Source organism: Microbacterium sp. ARD31 (genome assembly GCF_031844425.1).
Genome location: NZ_JAUZVE010000001.1, coordinates 1,297,014 through 1,313,948 on the forward strand (window position 1 = coordinate 1,297,014; position 16,935 = coordinate 1,313,948).

16 protein-coding genes are annotated in these 16,935 nt (G+C 71.2%); 6 read left to right on the forward strand and 10 right to left on the reverse strand.

Annotated elements, in window-relative coordinates:
* Window positions 1–92: 92 nt before the first annotated feature.
* The 4 genes from purH to Q9S36_RS06495 all read right to left on the reverse strand — a co-directional run bounded on the left by purH (window position 93) and on the right by Q9S36_RS06495 (window position 4,044).
* Window positions 93–1,700 (reverse strand): bifunctional phosphoribosylaminoimidazolecarboxamide formyltransferase/IMP cyclohydrolase, encoded by a 1,608-nt coding sequence (purH, locus tag Q9S36_RS06480; RefSeq protein ID WP_217531582.1) that lies wholly within the window; start codon window positions 1,698–1,700, stop codon window positions 93–95.
* Window positions 1,701–1,737: 37 nt separating this feature from the next.
* On the reverse strand, window positions 1,738–2,319 hold the full coding sequence (purN, locus tag Q9S36_RS06485) for a phosphoribosylglycinamide formyltransferase (protein ID WP_064001268.1): 582 nt from the start codon (window positions 2,317–2,319) through the stop codon (window positions 1,738–1,740).
* Window positions 2,320–2,323: 4 nt separating this feature from the next.
* Complete coding sequence (locus Q9S36_RS06490; protein ID WP_311284397.1) at window positions 2,324–3,637, reverse strand: DUF6350 family protein; 1,314 nt, start codon at window positions 3,635–3,637, stop codon at window positions 2,324–2,326.
* Between the two features lie 65 nt (window positions 3,638–3,702).
* Window positions 3,703–4,044 carry a DUF2200 domain-containing protein gene (locus Q9S36_RS06495; protein ID WP_311284398.1) on the reverse strand — a complete coding sequence of 114 codons (342 nt, stop codon included), beginning with the start codon at window positions 4,042–4,044 and terminating at the stop codon, window positions 3,703–3,705.
* Between the two features lie 55 nt (window positions 4,045–4,099).
* Here Q9S36_RS06495 and Q9S36_RS06500 point away from each other — a divergent pair, with 55 nt between their 5' ends.
* Window positions 4,100–5,515, forward strand: coding sequence for an NCS2 family permease (locus Q9S36_RS06500; RefSeq protein ID WP_311284399.1), 1,416 nt, complete (start codon window positions 4,100–4,102; stop codon window positions 5,513–5,515).
* A gap of 87 nt (window positions 5,516–5,602) precedes the next feature.
* On the opposite strand, the gene sucD is transcribed toward Q9S36_RS06500, so the two are convergent.
* The 5 genes from sucD to Q9S36_RS06525 all read right to left on the reverse strand — a co-directional run bounded on the left by sucD (window position 5,603) and on the right by Q9S36_RS06525 (window position 10,397).
* Complete coding sequence (gene sucD / locus Q9S36_RS06505; RefSeq protein ID WP_064001264.1) at window positions 5,603–6,505, reverse strand: succinate--CoA ligase subunit alpha; 903 nt, start codon at window positions 6,503–6,505, stop codon at window positions 5,603–5,605.
* Window positions 6,506–6,542: 37 nt separating this feature from the next.
* Window positions 6,543–7,709, reverse strand: a complete 1,167-nt coding sequence (sucC, locus tag Q9S36_RS06510) for an ADP-forming succinate--CoA ligase subunit beta (protein WP_064001263.1) — start codon at window positions 7,707–7,709, stop codon at window positions 6,543–6,545.
* Between the two features lie 136 nt (window positions 7,710–7,845).
* Entirely contained in the window at window positions 7,846–8,598 is a 753-nt protein-coding gene (locus Q9S36_RS06515; protein ID WP_311284400.1) for a phosphotransferase, read from the reverse strand.
* Window positions 8,599–8,601: 3 nt separating this feature from the next.
* Window positions 8,602–9,204: a response regulator transcription factor gene (locus Q9S36_RS06520; RefSeq protein ID WP_311284401.1), complete on the reverse strand. Its 603-nt coding sequence runs from the start codon at window positions 9,202–9,204 to the stop codon at window positions 8,602–8,604.
* Window positions 9,201–10,397 carry a histidine kinase gene (locus Q9S36_RS06525; protein ID WP_311284403.1) on the reverse strand — a complete coding sequence of 399 codons (1,197 nt, stop codon included), beginning with the start codon at window positions 10,395–10,397 and terminating at the stop codon, window positions 9,201–9,203. Before Q9S36_RS06525 ends, Q9S36_RS06520 begins: the two co-directional genes overlap by 4 nt.
* A 152-nt stretch (window positions 10,398–10,549) precedes the next feature.
* On the opposite strand from Q9S36_RS06525, the gene Q9S36_RS06530 reads away from it, so the two are divergent.
* A complete protein-coding gene (locus Q9S36_RS06530; protein ID WP_311284404.1) occupies window positions 10,550–11,050 on the forward strand; it encodes a small multidrug efflux protein in 501 nt (166 codons plus the stop codon).
* A 1-nt stretch (window position 11,051) separates the two neighbouring features.
* Here the strand turns inward: Q9S36_RS06530 and Q9S36_RS06535 are convergent, their stop codons facing one another.
* A complete protein-coding gene (locus Q9S36_RS06535; protein ID WP_311284405.1) occupies window positions 11,052–12,566 on the reverse strand; it encodes an FAD-dependent oxidoreductase in 1,515 nt (504 codons plus the stop codon).
* A gap of 73 nt (window positions 12,567–12,639) precedes the next feature.
* On the opposite strand from Q9S36_RS06535, the gene Q9S36_RS06540 reads away from it, so the two are divergent.
* The 4 genes from Q9S36_RS06540 to Q9S36_RS06555 all read left to right on the forward strand — a co-directional run bounded on the left by Q9S36_RS06540 (window position 12,640) and on the right by Q9S36_RS06555 (window position 16,933).
* Entirely contained in the window at window positions 12,640–13,302 is a 663-nt protein-coding gene (locus Q9S36_RS06540) for a helix-turn-helix domain-containing protein (protein ID WP_311284406.1), read from the forward strand.
* Window positions 13,303–13,370: 68 nt separating this feature from the next.
* Window positions 13,371–14,597, forward strand: coding sequence for an acyl-CoA dehydrogenase family protein (locus tag Q9S36_RS06545; RefSeq protein WP_311284407.1), 1,227 nt, complete (start codon window positions 13,371–13,373; stop codon window positions 14,595–14,597).
* A gap of 54 nt (window positions 14,598–14,651) precedes the next feature.
* Complete coding sequence (locus tag Q9S36_RS06550; RefSeq protein ID WP_311284408.1) at window positions 14,652–15,692, forward strand: ATP-dependent DNA ligase; 1,041 nt, start codon at window positions 14,652–14,654, stop codon at window positions 15,690–15,692.
* 44 nt (window positions 15,693–15,736) lie between these two features.
* Window positions 15,737–16,933, forward strand: coding sequence for an AI-2E family transporter (locus tag Q9S36_RS06555; RefSeq protein WP_311284409.1), 1,197 nt, complete (start codon window positions 15,737–15,739; stop codon window positions 16,931–16,933).
* Window positions 16,934–16,935: the final 2 nt, after the last annotated feature.

A 16,935-nucleotide genomic window follows, 5' to 3' on the forward strand; every position in this document is an offset into this window, starting at 1 on the left:
ACCTCCCGCGACGACATTAGGCGAACGACGGGACCGATTTCGATGGGGAGAACTCCCCCGGCTCCGACCCGCTAGTATCCGCCGCCACCTGTTCAGTGGAAGAAGTGACGCTCCCCGGTGAAGTACATCGTGACCCCGGCGGCCTGGGCGGCGTCGATGACCTCCTGGTCGCGCACGGACCCGCCGGGCTGGATGATCGTTGTGATCCCGGCGTCCAGGAGCACCTGGGGACCATCGGCGAACGGGAAGAACGCGTCGGACGCGGCGACCGATCCGGCTGCGCGGTCGCCCGCGCGCTCCACCGCGAGACGGCAGGAGTCGACGCGGTTGACCTGCCCCATGCCGATGCCGACCGTCGCAGAGTTCTTCGCCAGGACGATCGCGTTCGACTTCACGGCGCGGCAGCTCTTCCACGCGAACGATAGGTTCTCGAGCTGGTCGTCGGCGGGGCGTTCGCCCGACACGAGCTGCCACGAGTCGACGAGCGACTCGATTTCGTTCGGGAACCGGTCGGCATCCTGCAGGAGGAGGCCGCCCGAGACCAGACGCACATCCATGGGCTCCTGACGCCAGTCGGCGGGCAGCTGCAGGACGCGCAGGTTCTTCTTCAACTTGAACACCTCGAGGGCCTCGGGCTCGAAGTCGGGGGCGACGATGACCTCGGTGAAGATGTCGCGCAGGTTCTCGGCCATCTTGAGCGTCACGGTGCGGTTGGCGGCGATGACGCCGCCGAAGGCCGAGACCGGGTCGCACTCGTGCGCGCGCAGGTGCGCCGACGCGATCGGGTCGAGCGCCTGCGGGGCGCCGATGGCGATGCCGCACGGGTTCGCGTGCTTGATGATCGCGACGGCCGGCTTGATCAGGTCGAACGCGGCGCGGAGCGCGGCATCGGCGTCGACGTAGTTGTTGTACGACATCTCCTTGCCCTGCAGCTGCGTCGCCTGCGCGATGCCGTGCCCGCCGACACGGGTGTAGATCGCCGCGCGCTGGTGCGAGTTCTCGCCGTAACGCAGCGTCGCGAGACGCTCCGCCTTGATCGTGAGGTGCTGCGGCAGGTCGCCCTCGCCCTCGAGGGTCTCCTCCGCGAACCAGGTCGCGACGGCGCGGTCGTAGGCGGCGGTGTGCGCGAAGGCGCGGGCGGCGAGTTCTCGCCGCTGCGCGAGGGTCGTCCCGCCCTGCCCGAGCGCGTCGATGATCGCCGGGTAGGACTCCGGCGAGACCGCGATCGCGACGTTGGCGAAGTTCTTGGCCGAGGCGCGCACCATGGCCGGTCCGCCGATGTCGATCTGCTCGACGACCGCGTCGCCCTCCGCTCCGGAGGCGACGGTCTCGACGAACGGGTACAGGTTCACGACGACGAGCTCGAAGGGAAGGATGCCGAGTTCGCCCAGCTGGGTCTCGTGGTCCTCCAGCCGCAGGTCGGCGAGGAGGCCTGCGTGCACGCTCGGGTGCAGCGTCTTCACGCGTCCGCCGAGCGACTCGGGGAAGCCGGTGATCTCGGACACGTCCTTCACGGAGATGCCGTTCTCGCGCAGCAGCGCGGCGGATCCGCCGGTCGAGACGATCTCGACGTCGGCGGCGGCGAGGGCCTGCGCGAGCTCGAGGAGCCCGGTCTTGTCGCTCACCGACACGAGCGCCCGGCGCACCGGCACGACGTCGCGGTCGCGGTAGAGGGAGGGATCGATCTGCGGTCCGGCCATGCGGGAACTCCTCGGGTCGGGGGCGTTCGGGTGCGGTTCAGGAAGTGAGGTCGAGCTCGCCCGTCGCGATGCGACGCACGACGTCGATGAGCAGCCGGCGCTCGACCGGCTTGATGCGCTCGTGAAGGGTGTGCTCGGTGTCGTCGGGGAGCACCGGCACGCGCTCCTGCGCCAGGATCGGCCCGGTGTCGACGCCGTCGTCGACGACGATGACGCTCGCACCGGTCTCGGTGACACCGGCGGCGAGCGCGTCCCGCACACCGTGAGCGCCGGGGAACTCTGGCAGATAGGCCGGGTGCGTGTTGATCAGGCGCGGCGCCCACGCCGCCACGACGGCGGCGGGCAGCAGGCGCATGAGCCCGCTCAGCACGACGAGGTCGGGCTCCCAGACATCCAGGTGCGCCAGGAGCTCCTCGCCCCAGGCCTCACGACTGTCGAACTCCTGGAACGGGACCATGAAGGTCGGGATGCCGTACGCCTCCGCATGAGCGAAGCCGTCGGCCTGCCGGTCGGCCCCCACCACGATGATGCGCGCGGGGAAGTCGGGCTCGCTCGCGGCGTCGAGAAGGGCACGCAGATTGGATCCCGTGCCCGAGATGAGGACGGCGACCGTGAGCACCGGCTCAGTCTAGCGGGGTGGTGGGGAACTCATCGGGCGAGACCGCGGCGGCCGGTGCCGGACGAGACTCGGCGGTCGGGGTCGTCGCCGGCGTCTCGCGCACAAGGGGCTGCTCGGTGTCCTCACCGCGCGGTGAGAGGAGGACGACGGCGGCACCGACGGCCACCTCGGCCGCCGCCACGAGGGCGACGAGCCAGGGCTCGGGTCCGACGTGGATGAGGCGGCCCGGGCCGATCGACCCCTGCGCCGCCCACGCGAGGACGGCGACCACGGCCCCGGTGCCGACGACGAGGACGGCGAGGGCGACCAGGCGCGGGCGGAGCGGCTCGGCATCCGCCCCAGGTCCCACCAGCAGGGCGCTGCGCGTCGCGGCGCCGGCCAGCGCGCCGAAGCCGACCACCACGAGTCCGAGCAGCAGCAGCCACCCCGACGTCGAGTCGGGGATGACGCCGAAGACAGGGATGCCGGGGACGACACCCAGGCTCGTCCCCGCCGGGGAGACGGCCGTCCCGGTGCCGACGGCGAAGCCGGGGCCGACCGCGAAGCCGGCGAACCACATCACCAGGGTGGGCAGGTAGAGGATGCTGCCGAGGGCGAGCACGACGACGCCGAGGAGATCGGCCTGCGCGGCCTGCGTCAATGCGATGACCTCGCCGCCGCGGGCGAAGAACAGGATGGCGAGGACGACGGCGCCGACCGCCACGATCCCGGCGACGCAGATCGCGACGCCGCGGGCACCGGCATCCACTGCTTCCTGCACGTCGTCGGGGAGCCGCTCGGAGAGCGCATCGATGATGCCGTCGTCGCCGTCGTTCCAGGCGCGGATGACGGCGCTGACGAGGGCGGGAACGGCGAACACGAGCGTCGGGCCGGCGACGGCGGGCAGCAGGTCGACCGCAGCGATCGAGGCGCGACCGGACACGGCGATGAGGGTGGACACGACGGCGACCGCGACGGTGCCGCCGGCCACGCCCGTCACCCACGCGCCCGCCCGCGCCGCGCGTGCGCCGGAGCGCCACGCCGAGATCGCGGTGAACGCCGCGAGGGCGGTGGGGGCGAGCGACAGGGTGAACTGCGCACCGCCCGACGGCAGACCGCTCGAGACGACGAGCTCGGCGGGCAGGGAGACGGCGACCGGCGCGAAGTGGCCGAGCTGCCAGATCGTCGCGGCCGCGGGCCACAACGCCGCCCAGTCCGCGTCGCCGCCGATCCCGAAGATCCAGACGAGGGTCACGGGCGCGAGCACGACACCGACACCGACCGCGACGGCCAGGAGGGCGTCGACGGCGGCGAGGAGGGAGACGAGCAGGCGATTCACAACAGACCGACCCTACCCGCGCGCAGGCCTCCCGCCGGGCTCCCGCTCCGGCACGGACCGACGCATCAGACGCGCAGGACCTTGTCGAGCGCCTTGCCCCGGGCGAGTTCGTCGACGAGCTTGTCGAGGTAGCGGATGCGGCGCATCAACGGGTCCTCGATCTCCTCGACGCGCACCCCGCAGACGACCCCGGTGATCCGCGTCACGGCGGGATTCAGCTCGGCGGCGGCGAAGAACTGCTCGAACGTGGCCTCACTCTCGATCTGCCGGGCGAGGGCGGCGGCGTCGAAGCCGGTAAGCCACTCCACGACCGCATCGAGCTCGGCCTTGGTACGCCCCTTGCGCTCCACCTTCGCGAGGTAGAGCGGGTAGACCGCGGCGAACGGCGTGCCGAAGATGCGGTGCATGCGGTGAGGATACGCCCGCCCCGCGAGGCCCGCCAGGACGCACTACCCTCGGAGGGTGAACAGCACCACATCCCGCTCGTCCCGTGGGACCGCAGCCCCGGCATCCGCGTCGTTCCTCGACCGTTACTTCGAGATCAGCCGCCGCGGCTCCACCGTCGGCACCGAGATCCGCGGCGGCGTCGTCACCTTCGTGACGATGGCCTACATCGTCATCCTGAACCCGGCCATCCTGTCGACGCCCGACGTCGAGGGCATCACCCTCGCGCCGGCGGCCGTCGCCACGGCGACCGCCCTCACCGCCGGCGTCATGACGATCCTGTTCGGCCTCGTCACACGCCTGCCGTTCGCGTTCGCGGCGGGTCTCGGCATCAACGCCTTCGTCGCGTTCTCGGTCGTCGGACAGGTCTCGTGGGGCGAGGCGATGGCGCTCGTCGTCATCAACGGTCTCATCATCGTGCTGCTCGCCGCGACCGGCCTGCGCAAGCTGATCTTCGACGCCGTGCCCGTGCAGCTGAAGCTCGCCATCACGGTCGGCATCGGCCTGTTCATCGCCTTCATCGGGTTCGTCAACGCCGGGTTCGTGAACCCCGCCGAGGGCACCCCGCTGGAGCTCGGCGTCGGCGGCTCGATCACCTCGCCCGCCACGCTCCTGTTCATCGCGACGCTGCTCATCGGCGGCATCCTCATGGCCCTGCGGGTGAAGGGCGCGATCCTCATCGCGCTCGTCGCGGGGACGATCCTCGCCGCGATCGTGAACATCTTCACGCCGATCGCCGACTTCGGGCTCTCGAACGGCATCTTCGCGGCCCCGAACCTCAGCCTCGTGGGCGCCGTCGACTTCGGGTTCGACCTCGGGCGGGTCGGTGTGCTCGCGCTCGTCATGTTCGTGTTCACCCTCGTCTTCACGAACTTCTTCGACGCCATGGGCACGATGACCGGCCTCGCGCGCGAGGCGGGACTCGCCGACGAGCGCGGCAACTTCCCGCGCATCAAGTCGGCGCTCATCGTCGAGGGTGTCGGCGCCGTCGTCGGCGGTGGCACCTCGTCGTCCTCCGCGACGGTCTTCGTCGAGTCCGGCTCGGGCATCGGCGAGGGAGCCCGCACCGGTCTCGCCAACGTCGTCACCGGCGTCCTGTTCTTGCTCGCGATGTTCATCACGCCCGTGACGGGCCTCGTGCCCGGCTTCGTCGCCGCGGCCGCGCTCGTTCTCGTCGGCGCGCTCATGCTCACGCAGATCAAGAACATCGATCTGTCGGACTTCAACGTCCTGCTGCCCGTGTTCCTCACCGCCACGGTCATGCCGCTCACGTACTCGATCGCGAACGGCATCGGCGCCGGCTTCATCAGCTGGGTCGTGCTCAACACGTTCTCGGGCAAGGCGAAGCAGGTCCACTGGCTGCTCTGGATCGTCGCGGCCGGCTTCGTCCTGTACTTCGCCCGCGGCCCCATCGAAGCCGCCTTCGGGGTCTGACCGCCCCCACGTCGAGGTCGTTCACGGGCGTTCCGGGAACGACGAAGGGGCGGATGCAGCTCGCATCCGCCCCTTCGTTCGTGTGGCTTAGAGCGCCTCGATGATGGCGCGCATCAGGTCGGCGGTCTCGGACGGGGTCTTCCCGACCTTGACGCCGGCGGCCTCGAGGGCCTCCTTCTTGGCCTGCGCGGTGCCCGCCGAGCCCGAGACGATGGCGCCGGCGTGGCCCATGGTCTTGCCCTCGGGAGCGGTGAAGCCGGCGACGTAACCCACGACGGGCTTGGTCACGTGCGCCTTGATGTAGTCGGCCGCGCGCTCCTCGGCGTCGCCGCCGATCTCGCCGATCATGACGATGGCCTTGGTCTCGGGGTCGGCCTCGAACGCCTCGAGGGCGTCGATGTGCGTCGTGCCGATGACGGGGTCGCCGCCGATGCCGATGGCCGTCGAGAAGCCGAGGTCACGGAGCTCGAACATCATCTGGTAGGTCAGGGTCCCCGACTTCGACACGAGGCCGATGGGGCCCTTGCCGGTGATGTTCGCGGGCGTGATGCCGACGAGCGCCTCGCCGGGCGTGATGATGCCGGGGCAGTTCGGACCGATGATGCGGGTCTTGTTGCCCTTGCTCTTCGCGTAGGCCCACGCCTCGGCGGTGTCGCCGACGGGCACACCCTCGGTGATGACGACGAGCAGCGGGATCTCGGCGTCGATCGCCTCGATCATGGCGTCCTTCGTGAAGGCGGGCGGCACGAACGCGATGGAGACGTCGGCGCCGGTCTTCTCGATGGCCTCGGCGACCGAGCCGAAGACGGGGAGGTCGACCTCGCCCTCGTGCGGCTTCTCGTGGGTGACGGTCGTGCCGGCCTTGCGGGCGTTGACGCCGCCTACGACGTTCGTCCCGGCCTTCAGCATGAGGGCGGTGTGCTTGGTGCCCTCACCGCCGGTGATGCCCTGGACGATGACCTTGGAGTCCTTGTTGAGGTAGATAGACATGTCTGTTGTCCCTGTGTCTCGGTAGTCTCGGCGCGTCTCAGGCGTTCGCCAGCTCGGCGGCCTTGTCGGCGCCCTCGTCCATACCCGAGGCGAGCGTGACGAGCGGGTGGTTGGCCTCTGCGAGGATCGCGCGACCCTCCTCGACCTGGTTGCCGTCAAGGCGGACGACGAGCGGCTTGGTGGCCGCGTCGCCCAGGATCTCGAGGGCCTTCACGATGCCCTCGGCGACGGCGACGCATGACGTGATGCCGCCGAAGACGTTGACGAAGACGCTCTTGACCTGCTCGTCACCGAGGATGACGTCGAGACCCGAGGCCATGACCTGCGCGTTCGCGCCGCCGCCGATGTCGAGGAAGTTGGCGGGCTTGACGCCGCCGTGGTTCTCGCCGGCGTAGGCGACGACGTCGAGGGTCGACATGACCAGGCCCGCGCCGTTGCCGATGATGCCGACCTGACCGTCGAGCTTGACGTAATTGAGGCCGGATGCCTTCGCCTTCGCCTCGAGCGGGTCGGCGGCGCCCTTGTCCTCGAGCTCTTCGTGCTCGGGGTGGCGCACCTCGCTGGCGTTGTCGTCGAGCGACACCTTGCCGTCGAGGGCGACGATGTCGCCGGCGCCGGTGCGGACGAGCGGGTTGACCTCGACGAGCGTCGCGCCCTCGCCCTTGTAGACGTCGTAGAGCTTCACGAACACGTCCGAGACCTTCTCGACGAGGTCCTCGGGGAAGTTTGCGGCCTTCGCGATCTCGACGGCCTTGGCCTTGTCGATGCCCTGCAGCGGGTCGACCTCGATGCGCGCGAGCGCCTCGGGGCGCTCGACGGCGAGCTCCTCGATCTCCATACCGCCCTCGACCGAGCAGAGGCTCAGGTAGGAGCGGTTCGAGCGGTCGAGCAGCACCGAGAAGTAGAACTCCTCGGCGATGTCGGCGCCCTGGGCGACCATCACGCGCTGGACGACGTGGCCCTTGATGTCGAGGCCGAGGATGGCCTCGGCTGCCGCGTAGGCCTCGTCGGGGGTCTTGGCGACCTTGACGCCGCCGGCCTTGCCGCGACCTCCGGTCTTGACCTGAGCCTTGACGACGACGACACCGCCGATCTTCTCGGCAGCCGCCTTCGCCTCCTCAGGGGTGTCGGCGATGATGCCGGCGAGCACCGGCACCTCGTACTTCTCGAACAGGTCTCGTGCCTGGTACTCGTAAAGGTCCACTGCAATCCTTCGCTGGGCGACGGTGGGGGTGACGGGCGCGGAATTATCTCGATGTCGAGAGATCGCCCGGTCGAAAAGCCTACTACCCGCGCCTGAGTGCCCCGCGCGGGAGCACCCTCGTTCGGCGGGGGTGCGTTCAGCGCTCGAGTGCGGCGCGCCAGACCCGCCGGTGCTGCTCGACGTAGGCCGTCACGTTCCGCCAGTGCGCACCGTGCCCGTCCGCGAACATCGACGACCACGGCTCGGCGCCGGCCTCGTGCGATGTCCGGAGGAGGTCGTGCATCGCGGCGGTCCGCTGCGCCATCGCCTCGGGCAGTTCGCGGCGGAGCCGAGCCTCGGCGCCGTAGCCCTCGACGAAGGCGGCGAGTCCGCGCGCCGCCTCCGCGGCGACGACCGAGGTGTCGTTAAGCGTGAACGCCTGCGCGGCATAGGCGAGGTCCCACAGCCGTGTACTGGGGGCGGCCGCATCCCAGTCGATGAAGACCCACCGGTCTTCGCCGACGACGAGGTTCCACGGGGCGAGGTCGTTGTGGCACACGAGCTCGGCGCCGGGCGCCGGGATCGCGGTCTCCCAGACGGCGTCGGCGGGTACCGCGTACGCGGCGCTCGCGTCGTGGATGGCCCGCACCATCGCGCCCACGCGCCGCAGCTCGCCCACCGACATCGGCCCGCGCCCGATCGCGAGCTCACCGGGGACGTACTCCAGGATCTGCCGCCCGGCATCGTCCCGCCCGCGCTGTTCGGGCGCGTCGACACCCGCCGCTCGCAGCGCCTGCGCGTAGGCGATGACGCTCGGCGTCGACGCCGTCCACGGCTTGCGCACCGTGTCGCCGATGCGGACGACGGCCCCGCTCGCGTTGCCGCCCGGCAGGGGCTCTTCGTGCGGCATCCGTCAGATCCAGCCGCGTTCGCGCGCCGTGATCGCCGCCTGCTGGCGGGTCGCGAGGCCGAGCTTGCCGAGGATCGACGACACGTGGTTGCGGACGGTGCCGGCGGAGAGGTGGAGGGATGCCGCGATGTCGGCGATCGTCTCGCCGCGGGCGCCGGCGCGCAGCACGTCGAGCTCGCGGTCGGTGAGCGGCGAGCGCTCGTCGCTGAGGGCGTCGGCGGCGATCTCGGGGTCGACGTACCGGCGGCCGGCGGCGACCTCGCGGATGACGGCGGCGACGTCGCCTGCGGGCCGGGACTTCGGCACGAAGCCGTCGACCCCCGCGCCGAGCGCGCGTCGCAGCACCCCCGGACGCGCGTGGCGGGTGACGACGACGCACCGGGCGGGGATGCGTTGACGGATGCGGGCGGCCGCCTCGACGCCGTCGATGCCGGGCAGCTCGAGATCGAGCAGGCAGACGTCGGGCCGCAGCTCGAGCGCGCGGGCGACGGCGCTCTCGCCGTCGGCGCACTCCGCGACGACCTCGAGGTCGTCCTCGAGACCGAGCAGGGCGGCGAGCGCCGTGCGGATCATGTCCTCGTCGTCGGCGATGAGCACGCGGATCATGCGGGGCCTCCGTCGGCGGGGACGGTCACGATGAGCTCGAATCGGTCGTCCTCACGGCGGGTGACGGCGTCGCCCCCGACGACGCCGACCCGGTGGGCGATGCCCTCGAGCCCCGCGCCCGCGCCGATGGTCGAGCCGGGCCCGGGATCGTTCGCGGCGGTCAGCCGCCAGTACTGTCCCGCGCGCTCGAGACCGAGCCGCGCCCACCGGCCGCCGCCGTGCTTGAGCACGTTGGTCGTGCACTCGCGGACGACCGGCCCCAGCAGGTCGGCGGGAGCGGATGCCGCATCCGCGGCGACGTCGAGGGTGACCTCCAGACCGGCCGCACGCAGCAGGTCCGCCGCGTTGGCGAGCTCGTCGGGCAGCGGCACCCCGCGGAAGCGACCGGCGAGCGACCGGGTGCCCTCGCGCGCCTCGTCGACGGACGCGCGCGCGAGCGCGATCCGGTGCGCGGCGGCATCCGGGTCGCGTCCGATCATGCGCTCGGCGAGTTCGAGCTGCAGTGCGATCACCTGCAGGTGGTGCCCCTGCAGGTCGTGCAGTTCGCCCGCCAGACGCAGGCGTTCCTGCACCGCGGCGAGCCGCGCCTCGGTCCGGCGCGCGCGGTCGAGTTCCAGGACGACGTCCCACGACCAGAGCGAGAGCGCCTGCATCGCGGGCAGGCTGAGCGCGAAGAACGCAGGCAGGAAGGCGTCGCTGCCCCCCGACGCCCGACTGAGTTCGACGACCCACAGGACGGCGAGGGCGACCTCGAGTAGCACGACACCGCGCCAGCGGATGCCGGGGGCCCACCTGACAAGGCAGAGGACGGTGCCGACGAGCGCCGCCCCCAGCAGCGCCGAGGCCGACACGAGGCCGACGCCGACTGATGCGAGCACCCCGGCGACGACGGGCAGCGACAGGAAACGCCGACCGCCGGACGGACGGTCGGTGTCATCGAGGTCGCCGTCGCGGCGGTAGCGGGCGAGCAGCACGATCGTCGTCACGACGACGACGGTCGACAAGCCGAGGAACCCCACGAGCGTGACGGGGTCGCGCCAGCCGCCGCGCGCCACCAGGACGATGACACCCCACACCAGCAGCCCACCGATGAGGAAGAACACCATCGAGGACGCGATGTACCACCCGGTCGCGGTGACCCCGCGGGCGAGGGAGACGGCGGTGCGCGTCGGGGTCGGGTCGGGGCTGGTCACACGGCCACAGTACGACCATGACGAATGTCACCCCTCGGGTCATCGCATCTCCCGGCGAGAGGTGACGCCGCGGCACTGCCGCCGCCACCGCATCCTCGGTGGGATGGGATCACGGCGCTACGAGATCCGGTCGCCGCACCCGAGAGGACATCATGTCGAACCCCGTCTCCGACCTCGTCGCCGGTTTCCAGGACCTCGTCGCGCAGGTGCCCGACCTCGTGCAGCCGCTCATCGTGGCGCTCGCGGGCGCCGTCCCCTTCATCGAGGGCGAGGGTGCCGCCGCGATCGGCATCATCGGCGGCATCCACCCCGTCGCCGCCGCGCTCGCCGGCGCCGCGGGCAACTTCCTCTGCGTCGCCATCGTCGCGCTCGCCACCGCGCGCGTGCGCACCGCCGTCACCACCCGTGCCGGAGCGGCCGAGAAGCCCGTGTCGGCGCGCTCCGAGAAGTTCCAGAAGGCGTACCACCGCTACGGCACACCCGGGGTGAGCCTGCTCGGCCCGCTCATCCTGCCCACCCAGTTCACCGCGGCCGCCCTCAAGGGCACCGGTGTGCCGACGCGCACCGTGCTCTTCTGGCAGGGCCTCGCGATCGTGCTGTGGACCACCCTCGTCACCCTCATCATCACCGGGGTGATCGCCGCGGCCGGCTGAGTCAGTCCACGCGTCGGAGCCCTCGCGATGCGGGGCCTTCGATGCGTTCCCCGGATGCCGTGAACCGCGACGCGTGCAGCGGACAGTCCCACGTGCACTCGAGGTCGTTCCACTCGAGGACCCCGCCGAGATGCGGGCACACGGCGCTCACCGCGCGGGTCTCGCCCCCGGTCGTCGAGATCCCGACGGGACGGCCGCCTCGCTGCGCGACCACGCCCTCCCCCTCGGCCGGCTGCGGCACCGGGACGGCCTCGGCCTCGGCGGCGGCCCATCCCTTCGCCGCCGCGAGCCCGACCTTCGCGTTCTCGACCGCGCCCTGTGCGATGTCGGCGGGCATCGTCAGACGCGTGCCGATCTGCGTCATCCACCGCGGCCGGTCACGCCAGCTCTCGCCACGCAGCTCGCTGACGATGCGCAGCGCCGCCGCGGGCGCGTTCGTCAGCCCCCACTTGGCATAGCCCGTCGCGAAACGGACGCGGCCGAGCGAGCGCGGCATCGCGCCGATGAACGGGATGCGGTTATGCGAGACGTAGTCCTGCGCCGACCACCGGTGGGTCTCCTCCCCCACCGGCAGCGTCTGCTGCGCCCACTGCGACAGCTCATCGAGCATCGCGCGCTCCGACGCGGCGCGTCCGACGGGGTGGCCGGCTCCGCCGACCACGATCTGCGCGACATCGGAGGGTCCGTCGCCCGGGAGGATCGTGCGCACCGAACGGGTCGGCTCGTCGGCGGAGAGGTACATGCCGTCGGGCAGCGGAGCGGTGAGGGTGAACGAGACGCAGGCCGACCGCATCCCGCTCACCTTCGCCCAGTAGAGGCCGCGGTCGAGGATCGGGATGCCGGTGGCCACCACGACCTGCGAGGCGAGGAGCGGCCCCAGGTCGGTCTCCACCCGCGGCTCGGGGAAGACCTTCACCCCGCGCACGTGGACGCCGAGGTGGAGGGTCCCGCCCGCGGCGACGAACGCGTCGGCGAGCGCCGCGAGCAGCTGCATCGGATCGACCGCGCGCTGGTCGTCGAGCGCGACGGCGGCCACCATCGGCACGGCCGCCTCGCGGAGCTCGGCATCGTCGACGAGGCGCACCGCGAGGCCCGCCTCGCGCGCGGCGTCGTACTCCTTCACGACCGAGCGCCGGCCCTCGTCGCCCTGGGCGTAGGTGTAGGCGGTGCGTGAGGTGAGCGGCACACCGAGACGGTCGGCGGTGTCCGTCATCCACGCGAAGCCGTCGCGGTTCGCCTCGACGTAGGCCCGGACGAGGGATGCCGGGTGCCCCGATCGCAGCGACGAGAGCGTCGTCCCCTGCAGCAGCGACACCTTGCCGGTGTTCGATCCCGACGCGAGTTGGCCGACGCCGCCGCGCTCGACGAGGGCGACGTCGACGCCGGACCGCGCGAGCTCGTACGCGGTCGCGAGTCCCGTGAGTCCCGCACCGACGACGACCACCTCGTGGCGACTGCCGGGGGTGACGGGGATGCCGGGGGACTCGGAGAGGTGCTGCTTCCACAGGGAGGACATGGGCCGAGTCAACGGTGTCGCGTCGCCGACGGCACAGGCCTTGACAGACGGCCGCCGGACTAGGCTTCCCTCCATGGCCGACGACCTCCGTCCCACGGGCAGCACAGTGGTGGCCGCCGCGCTCGCGCTGTTCACCGAGCACGGCTACGAGCAGACCTCGGTCGAGCAGATCGCGCAGTCGGCGGGCGTCTCGCGATCGACCTTCTTCCGGCAGTTCGGCGGCAAGGACGACGTCGTCTTCGCCGACCACGAGGTCCTGCTCGAGATGCTCCGCACGTATCTCGCCGAGACTCACGAGAACCCGTGGGCGGCGGTGTGCGAGGCGTCGGTGCAGGTGTACCGCCACTTCGCCGCCGACCCCGAGGTCGCCCGGCGTCGCTACGCCGTCGTCCGTCAGGTACCGTCGCTCCGCGACCGCGAGATCGTCACGGTCTTCCGTTACGAGCGACTCTTCGACGATTACCTGCGACGCTCGGTCCCCGGGCTCGACCCCGTCGACGCCGTGGCCTTCGCCGCGGCGGTGACCGCCGTGCACAACCATGTGCTGCGTCGACTGCTGCGCGGATCGAAGCGGGTCCCCGCCGCCGTCCTCGAGTCCGCCTACGACGAGCTGCTCCGCCGCTTCGGTGTGCACCCCGACCCCGAGCCGCCGGCGGCGGACGACATCGTCGTCGCGACGTTCCCCCGACGGATGCCGCCCGCCGAGGTCGCACGTCGGCTCGGCTCCCTCCGGTGACACGGAGAGCCTGATACGCCGTTCCACCCTCGGTGGAACTGGATGCCAACCCGGCGTATCCTGGCGCGATGACCACTCCCCTGCCCGGCGGCGCCTCGGGCCGTTACGACGTGCTCGGCCCCCTCGACACCGACTACTACGCCGTCTTCGCCGACATCCCGGCCGCCGACCGGGACGTGTGGCAGCGGACGCGGGCCTTCGTCGACGAGGTCGGCGACCGGATGCGCGACGCGTGGGACACCGCCGAGTACCCGCTCGACATCGCCCGGCGCTTCGGCGAGCTCGACCTGCTGAACGACGGGATCGACCACCCGCGGCTCACCCGGTTCTCGCCCCTCGCCGCGGGGCTCGTCAACATGGAGATCTCGCGCGGCGACGGGTCGCTCGGCACCGTCCTCGCCGTCCAGGGCGGGCTGGCGCTGCGCACCCTCGCCCTCTTCGGCAGCGACGAGCAGCAGGAGCGGTGGCTGACTCCCATCGCCCGCTTCGAGGTGCCCGCCGCCTTCGCCCTGACCGAACCCGACCACGGCTCCGACTCGGTGTCGCTCGAGACCGTCGCCCGCCGCGACGGCGACGAGTGGGTCATCCGCGGCGCGAAGAAGTGGATCGGCAACGGCGCCTCGGGCGGCATCACCTTCGTGTGGGCGCGGGTCGACGCCGAGGGCGACGAGCACCACGGCAATGTGCGCTGCTTCCTCGTGGAGCAGGACCGGCCCGGCTACACCGGCACCGTGATCGCGGGCAAGGCGTCGCTGCGCGGCATCCATCAGGCCCACATCGCTTTCGACGACGTGCGCGTGCCCGCGGACGCCGTCCTCCCCGGCACGAAGACGTTCAAGGATGCCTCGACCGTGCTGTACGCGACGCGGTCCGGCGTGGCGTGGTCGGCGCTCGGCCACGCGACCGCCTGCTACGAGACGGCGCTGCAGTACGCGCAGCAGCGGGTGCAGTTCGGCAAGCCCCTCGCCCGGTTCCAGATGGTGCAGGAGCGTCTCGCGCACATGCTCGAGGACCTCACCGCGATGCAGCTCTACTGCCGGCGCCTCGCCGACCTCGAAACCGCCGGCGGGCTGCGCCCCACGCAGGCGTCGCTCGCGAAGTTCCACAACACGCGTGCCGCACGGCGGGTCGCCGCGACGGCACGCGACCTGCTGGGCGGCAACGGCATCCTGCTCGAGAACGGGGTCATGCAGCACATGGCCGACATCGAGGCGATCCACACGTACGAGGGCACCGAGTCCGTGCAGGCGCTGCTGCTCGGTCGCGACATCACCGGCGTGAGCGCGTTCGCCTGACCCGTCGCCGCAACCCCGTTCCGGCACGAAGGCCGGGCGGGCAGGATGGGCGGCATGTACGAGATCCCCGCGCCGATGCTCGCGAAGTCCGTCCCCGGCATCCCCGATCCGGGAAAGACCGCCGGCGGCCTGCTCTACGAACCGAAATGGGACGGCTTCCGCGCCCTCATCGGCTGGGACGGGTCCGAGGTCGAGATCGGGTCGCGCGGCTCGAAGCCGCTCACGCGCTACTTCCCCGAGCTCGTCGACGCGATCTCCCGTCTCGTGCCCGAGCCGTGCCTGCTCGACGGCGAGATCGTCGTCGCCCACGGCGAGCCGGGCGCGCAGCGGCTGCACTGGGAGCAGCTGTCGCAGCGCATCCACCCCGCCGCCTCCCGCGTCGCGATGCTCAGCGAGACCACCCCGGCCATGTTCGTCGCGTTCGACCTGCTCGCCCGCGGCGACCGCGACCTGCGCGAGGAGCCGTTCGCCGAGCGGCGGATGCAGCTCGAGGACCTGCTGGGCGAGGTGCCGCATCCGATCCACCTCACCCGCACGACGGACGACCCGACCGTCGCCGAGCGGTGGCTCGCCGAGTTCGAGGGCGCGGGTCTCGACGGCGTCGTCGCGAAACCTCTCGCCCTTCCCTACGCACCCGGAAAGCGCACGATGTTCAAGATCAAGCACGCCCGGACGGCCGACGTCGTCGCGGTGGGCTACCGCATCCACAAGAGCGGTCAGGGAGTGGGCTCGCTGCTCGTCGGGCTCTATGACGGCGACGGGCACCTGCATCAGGTGGGTGGCGTGGCGGCGTGGAGCAACGCCCGCCGGCTCGAACTGATCGACGAGCTCGCACCGCTGGTCGTCCGCGACGAGGACGGTGACGCGGTGACCGGCCAGTCCGACCGATCCCGCTTCACCGCCTCGAAGGACACCTCGTTCGTGCGTCTGCGACCCGAGCGGGTGCTCGAAGTGGCCTACGACCAGCTCGAGGGCGACCGCTTCCGCCACACTGTGCAGTTCCAGCGGTGGCGTCCCGAGCGCGACGCCCGCTCGTGCACGTTCGACCAGCTCGAGACCGTGACCGCGTACGACCTGGCCGACGTCCTCAGCTGAGTCAAGGGCCCTCACCGGAGACAGCCGGTCGATAGGGTCGCTGCATGGGCCTGTTCTTCTCCTCCTCCCGCACGGTGCGACCCGATGAGAACAAGCCATTGCTGGTGACCTCAGCCGGCAAGCCCGGCAGCATGTGGTCCGACGGCTTCGGCACCCTCGCGACCCGGTCGCTGCAGGTGATCATCGTCGGCGTGATCGCGACGGCGCTCATCCTCGGGATGCTGCAGCTCACCGTCGTGGTCATCCCGGTGCTCCTGGCACTGATCATCGCCTCGGCAGCCGCGCCCCTCATGGGGTGGCTGCGACGGCACGGCATCCCCTCGGTGTTCGCGACCATCCTGACGCTGCTCGCGTTCGTCGTCGTGCTCGGAGGAATCGGCTGGCTCGTGGTCGATGCCGTCCGCGACCAGTTCGACGACCTGTCGAAGAAGGCGCAGGACGGGTTCCAGAGCGTGCTCGCCTGGGCCGAGTCGCTGCCGTTCGACATCGACCAGAAACAGATCGACGAATGGGTCGGCACGGCCACCGACTTCCTCACAAGCGCGCAGTTCGGCTCCGGTGCTCTCGCCGGCGTCAGCGCGGTCGCCAACTTCCTCACCGGGCTCGTCCTGATGATCGTGACGCTGTTCTTCTTCCTGAAGGACGGCCCGCAGCTCTGGGAGTTCCTCATCCGCCCCTTCCGCGGATCGGACTACGAGCGCGCCGTACGAGTCGGGCACAAGGCCGTGCAGACCTTCGGCGCCTACCTCCGGGGAACGGCGGCCGTTGCGGCGGTGGACGCGGTCGGCATCACGATCGGTCTCCTGGTCCTGCAGATCCCGCTCGCCCTCCCGCTCGGCGCACTCGTGTTCGTCCTCGCGTTCATTCCCATCGTGGGAGCGACGGTCGCCGGGATCCTGGCGGCGCTGGTCGCCCTCGTGACGAACGGCCTCATCGCAGCGATCTGGGTCGTCGTGATCGTCGTGGCGGTGAACCAGCTCGAAGGCAACTTCCTGCAGCCCTTCCTCATGGGACGGTCCATGAAGCTGCACGCCTTCGCGGTGCTCATCGCCCTGACGATCGGCACCGTGCTCGGCGGCATCGTCGGCGCGATCCTCGCCGTGCCGCTCACGGCGGCCGTGTGGGGCATCATCCAGGTGTGGGACGGGCCGAACACGCCCGCCCGGTGGGCACGACGCAAACAACCCATCGAGGAGAAGGCCGACACGGTCACGGCGGGCACGCCCCGGACCGCCGACTGAGC

Excerpts from the sequence above, each read along its gene's own strand:
- Q9S36_RS06495 (WP_311284398.1), bottom strand. The coding sequence starts at position 4,044 with ATGCACCGCATCTTCGGCACGCCGTTCGCCGCGGTCTACCCGCTCTAC.
- Q9S36_RS06555 (WP_311284409.1), top strand. The coding sequence starts at position 15,737 with ATGGGCCTGTTCTTCTCCTCCTCCCGCACGGTGCGACCCGATGAGAAC.
- Q9S36_RS06515 (WP_311284400.1), bottom strand. The coding sequence starts at position 8,598 with ATGCCGCACGAAGAGCCCCTGCCGGGCGGCAACGCGAGCGGGGCCGTC.
- purH (WP_217531582.1), bottom strand. The coding sequence starts at position 1,700 with ATGGCCGGACCGCAGATCGATCCCTCCCTCTACCGCGACCGCGACGTC.
- Q9S36_RS06545 (WP_311284407.1), top strand. The coding sequence starts at position 13,371 with ATGACCACTCCCCTGCCCGGCGGCGCCTCGGGCCGTTACGACGTGCTC.
- Q9S36_RS06550 (WP_311284408.1), top strand. The coding sequence starts at position 14,652 with ATGTACGAGATCCCCGCGCCGATGCTCGCGAAGTCCGTCCCCGGCATC.
- Q9S36_RS06530 (WP_311284404.1), top strand. The coding sequence starts at position 10,550 with ATGTCGAACCCCGTCTCCGACCTCGTCGCCGGTTTCCAGGACCTCGTC.
- Q9S36_RS06520 (WP_311284401.1), bottom strand. The coding sequence starts at position 9,204 with ATGATCCGCGTGCTCATCGCCGACGACGAGGACATGATCCGCACGGCG.
- Q9S36_RS06540 (WP_311284406.1), top strand. The coding sequence starts at position 12,640 with ATGGCCGACGACCTCCGTCCCACGGGCAGCACAGTGGTGGCCGCCGCG.
- sucD (WP_064001264.1), bottom strand. The coding sequence starts at position 6,505 with ATGTCTATCTACCTCAACAAGGACTCCAAGGTCATCGTCCAGGGCATC.
- Q9S36_RS06535 (WP_311284405.1), bottom strand. The coding sequence starts at position 12,566 with ATGTCCTCCCTGTGGAAGCAGCACCTCTCCGAGTCCCCCGGCATCCCC.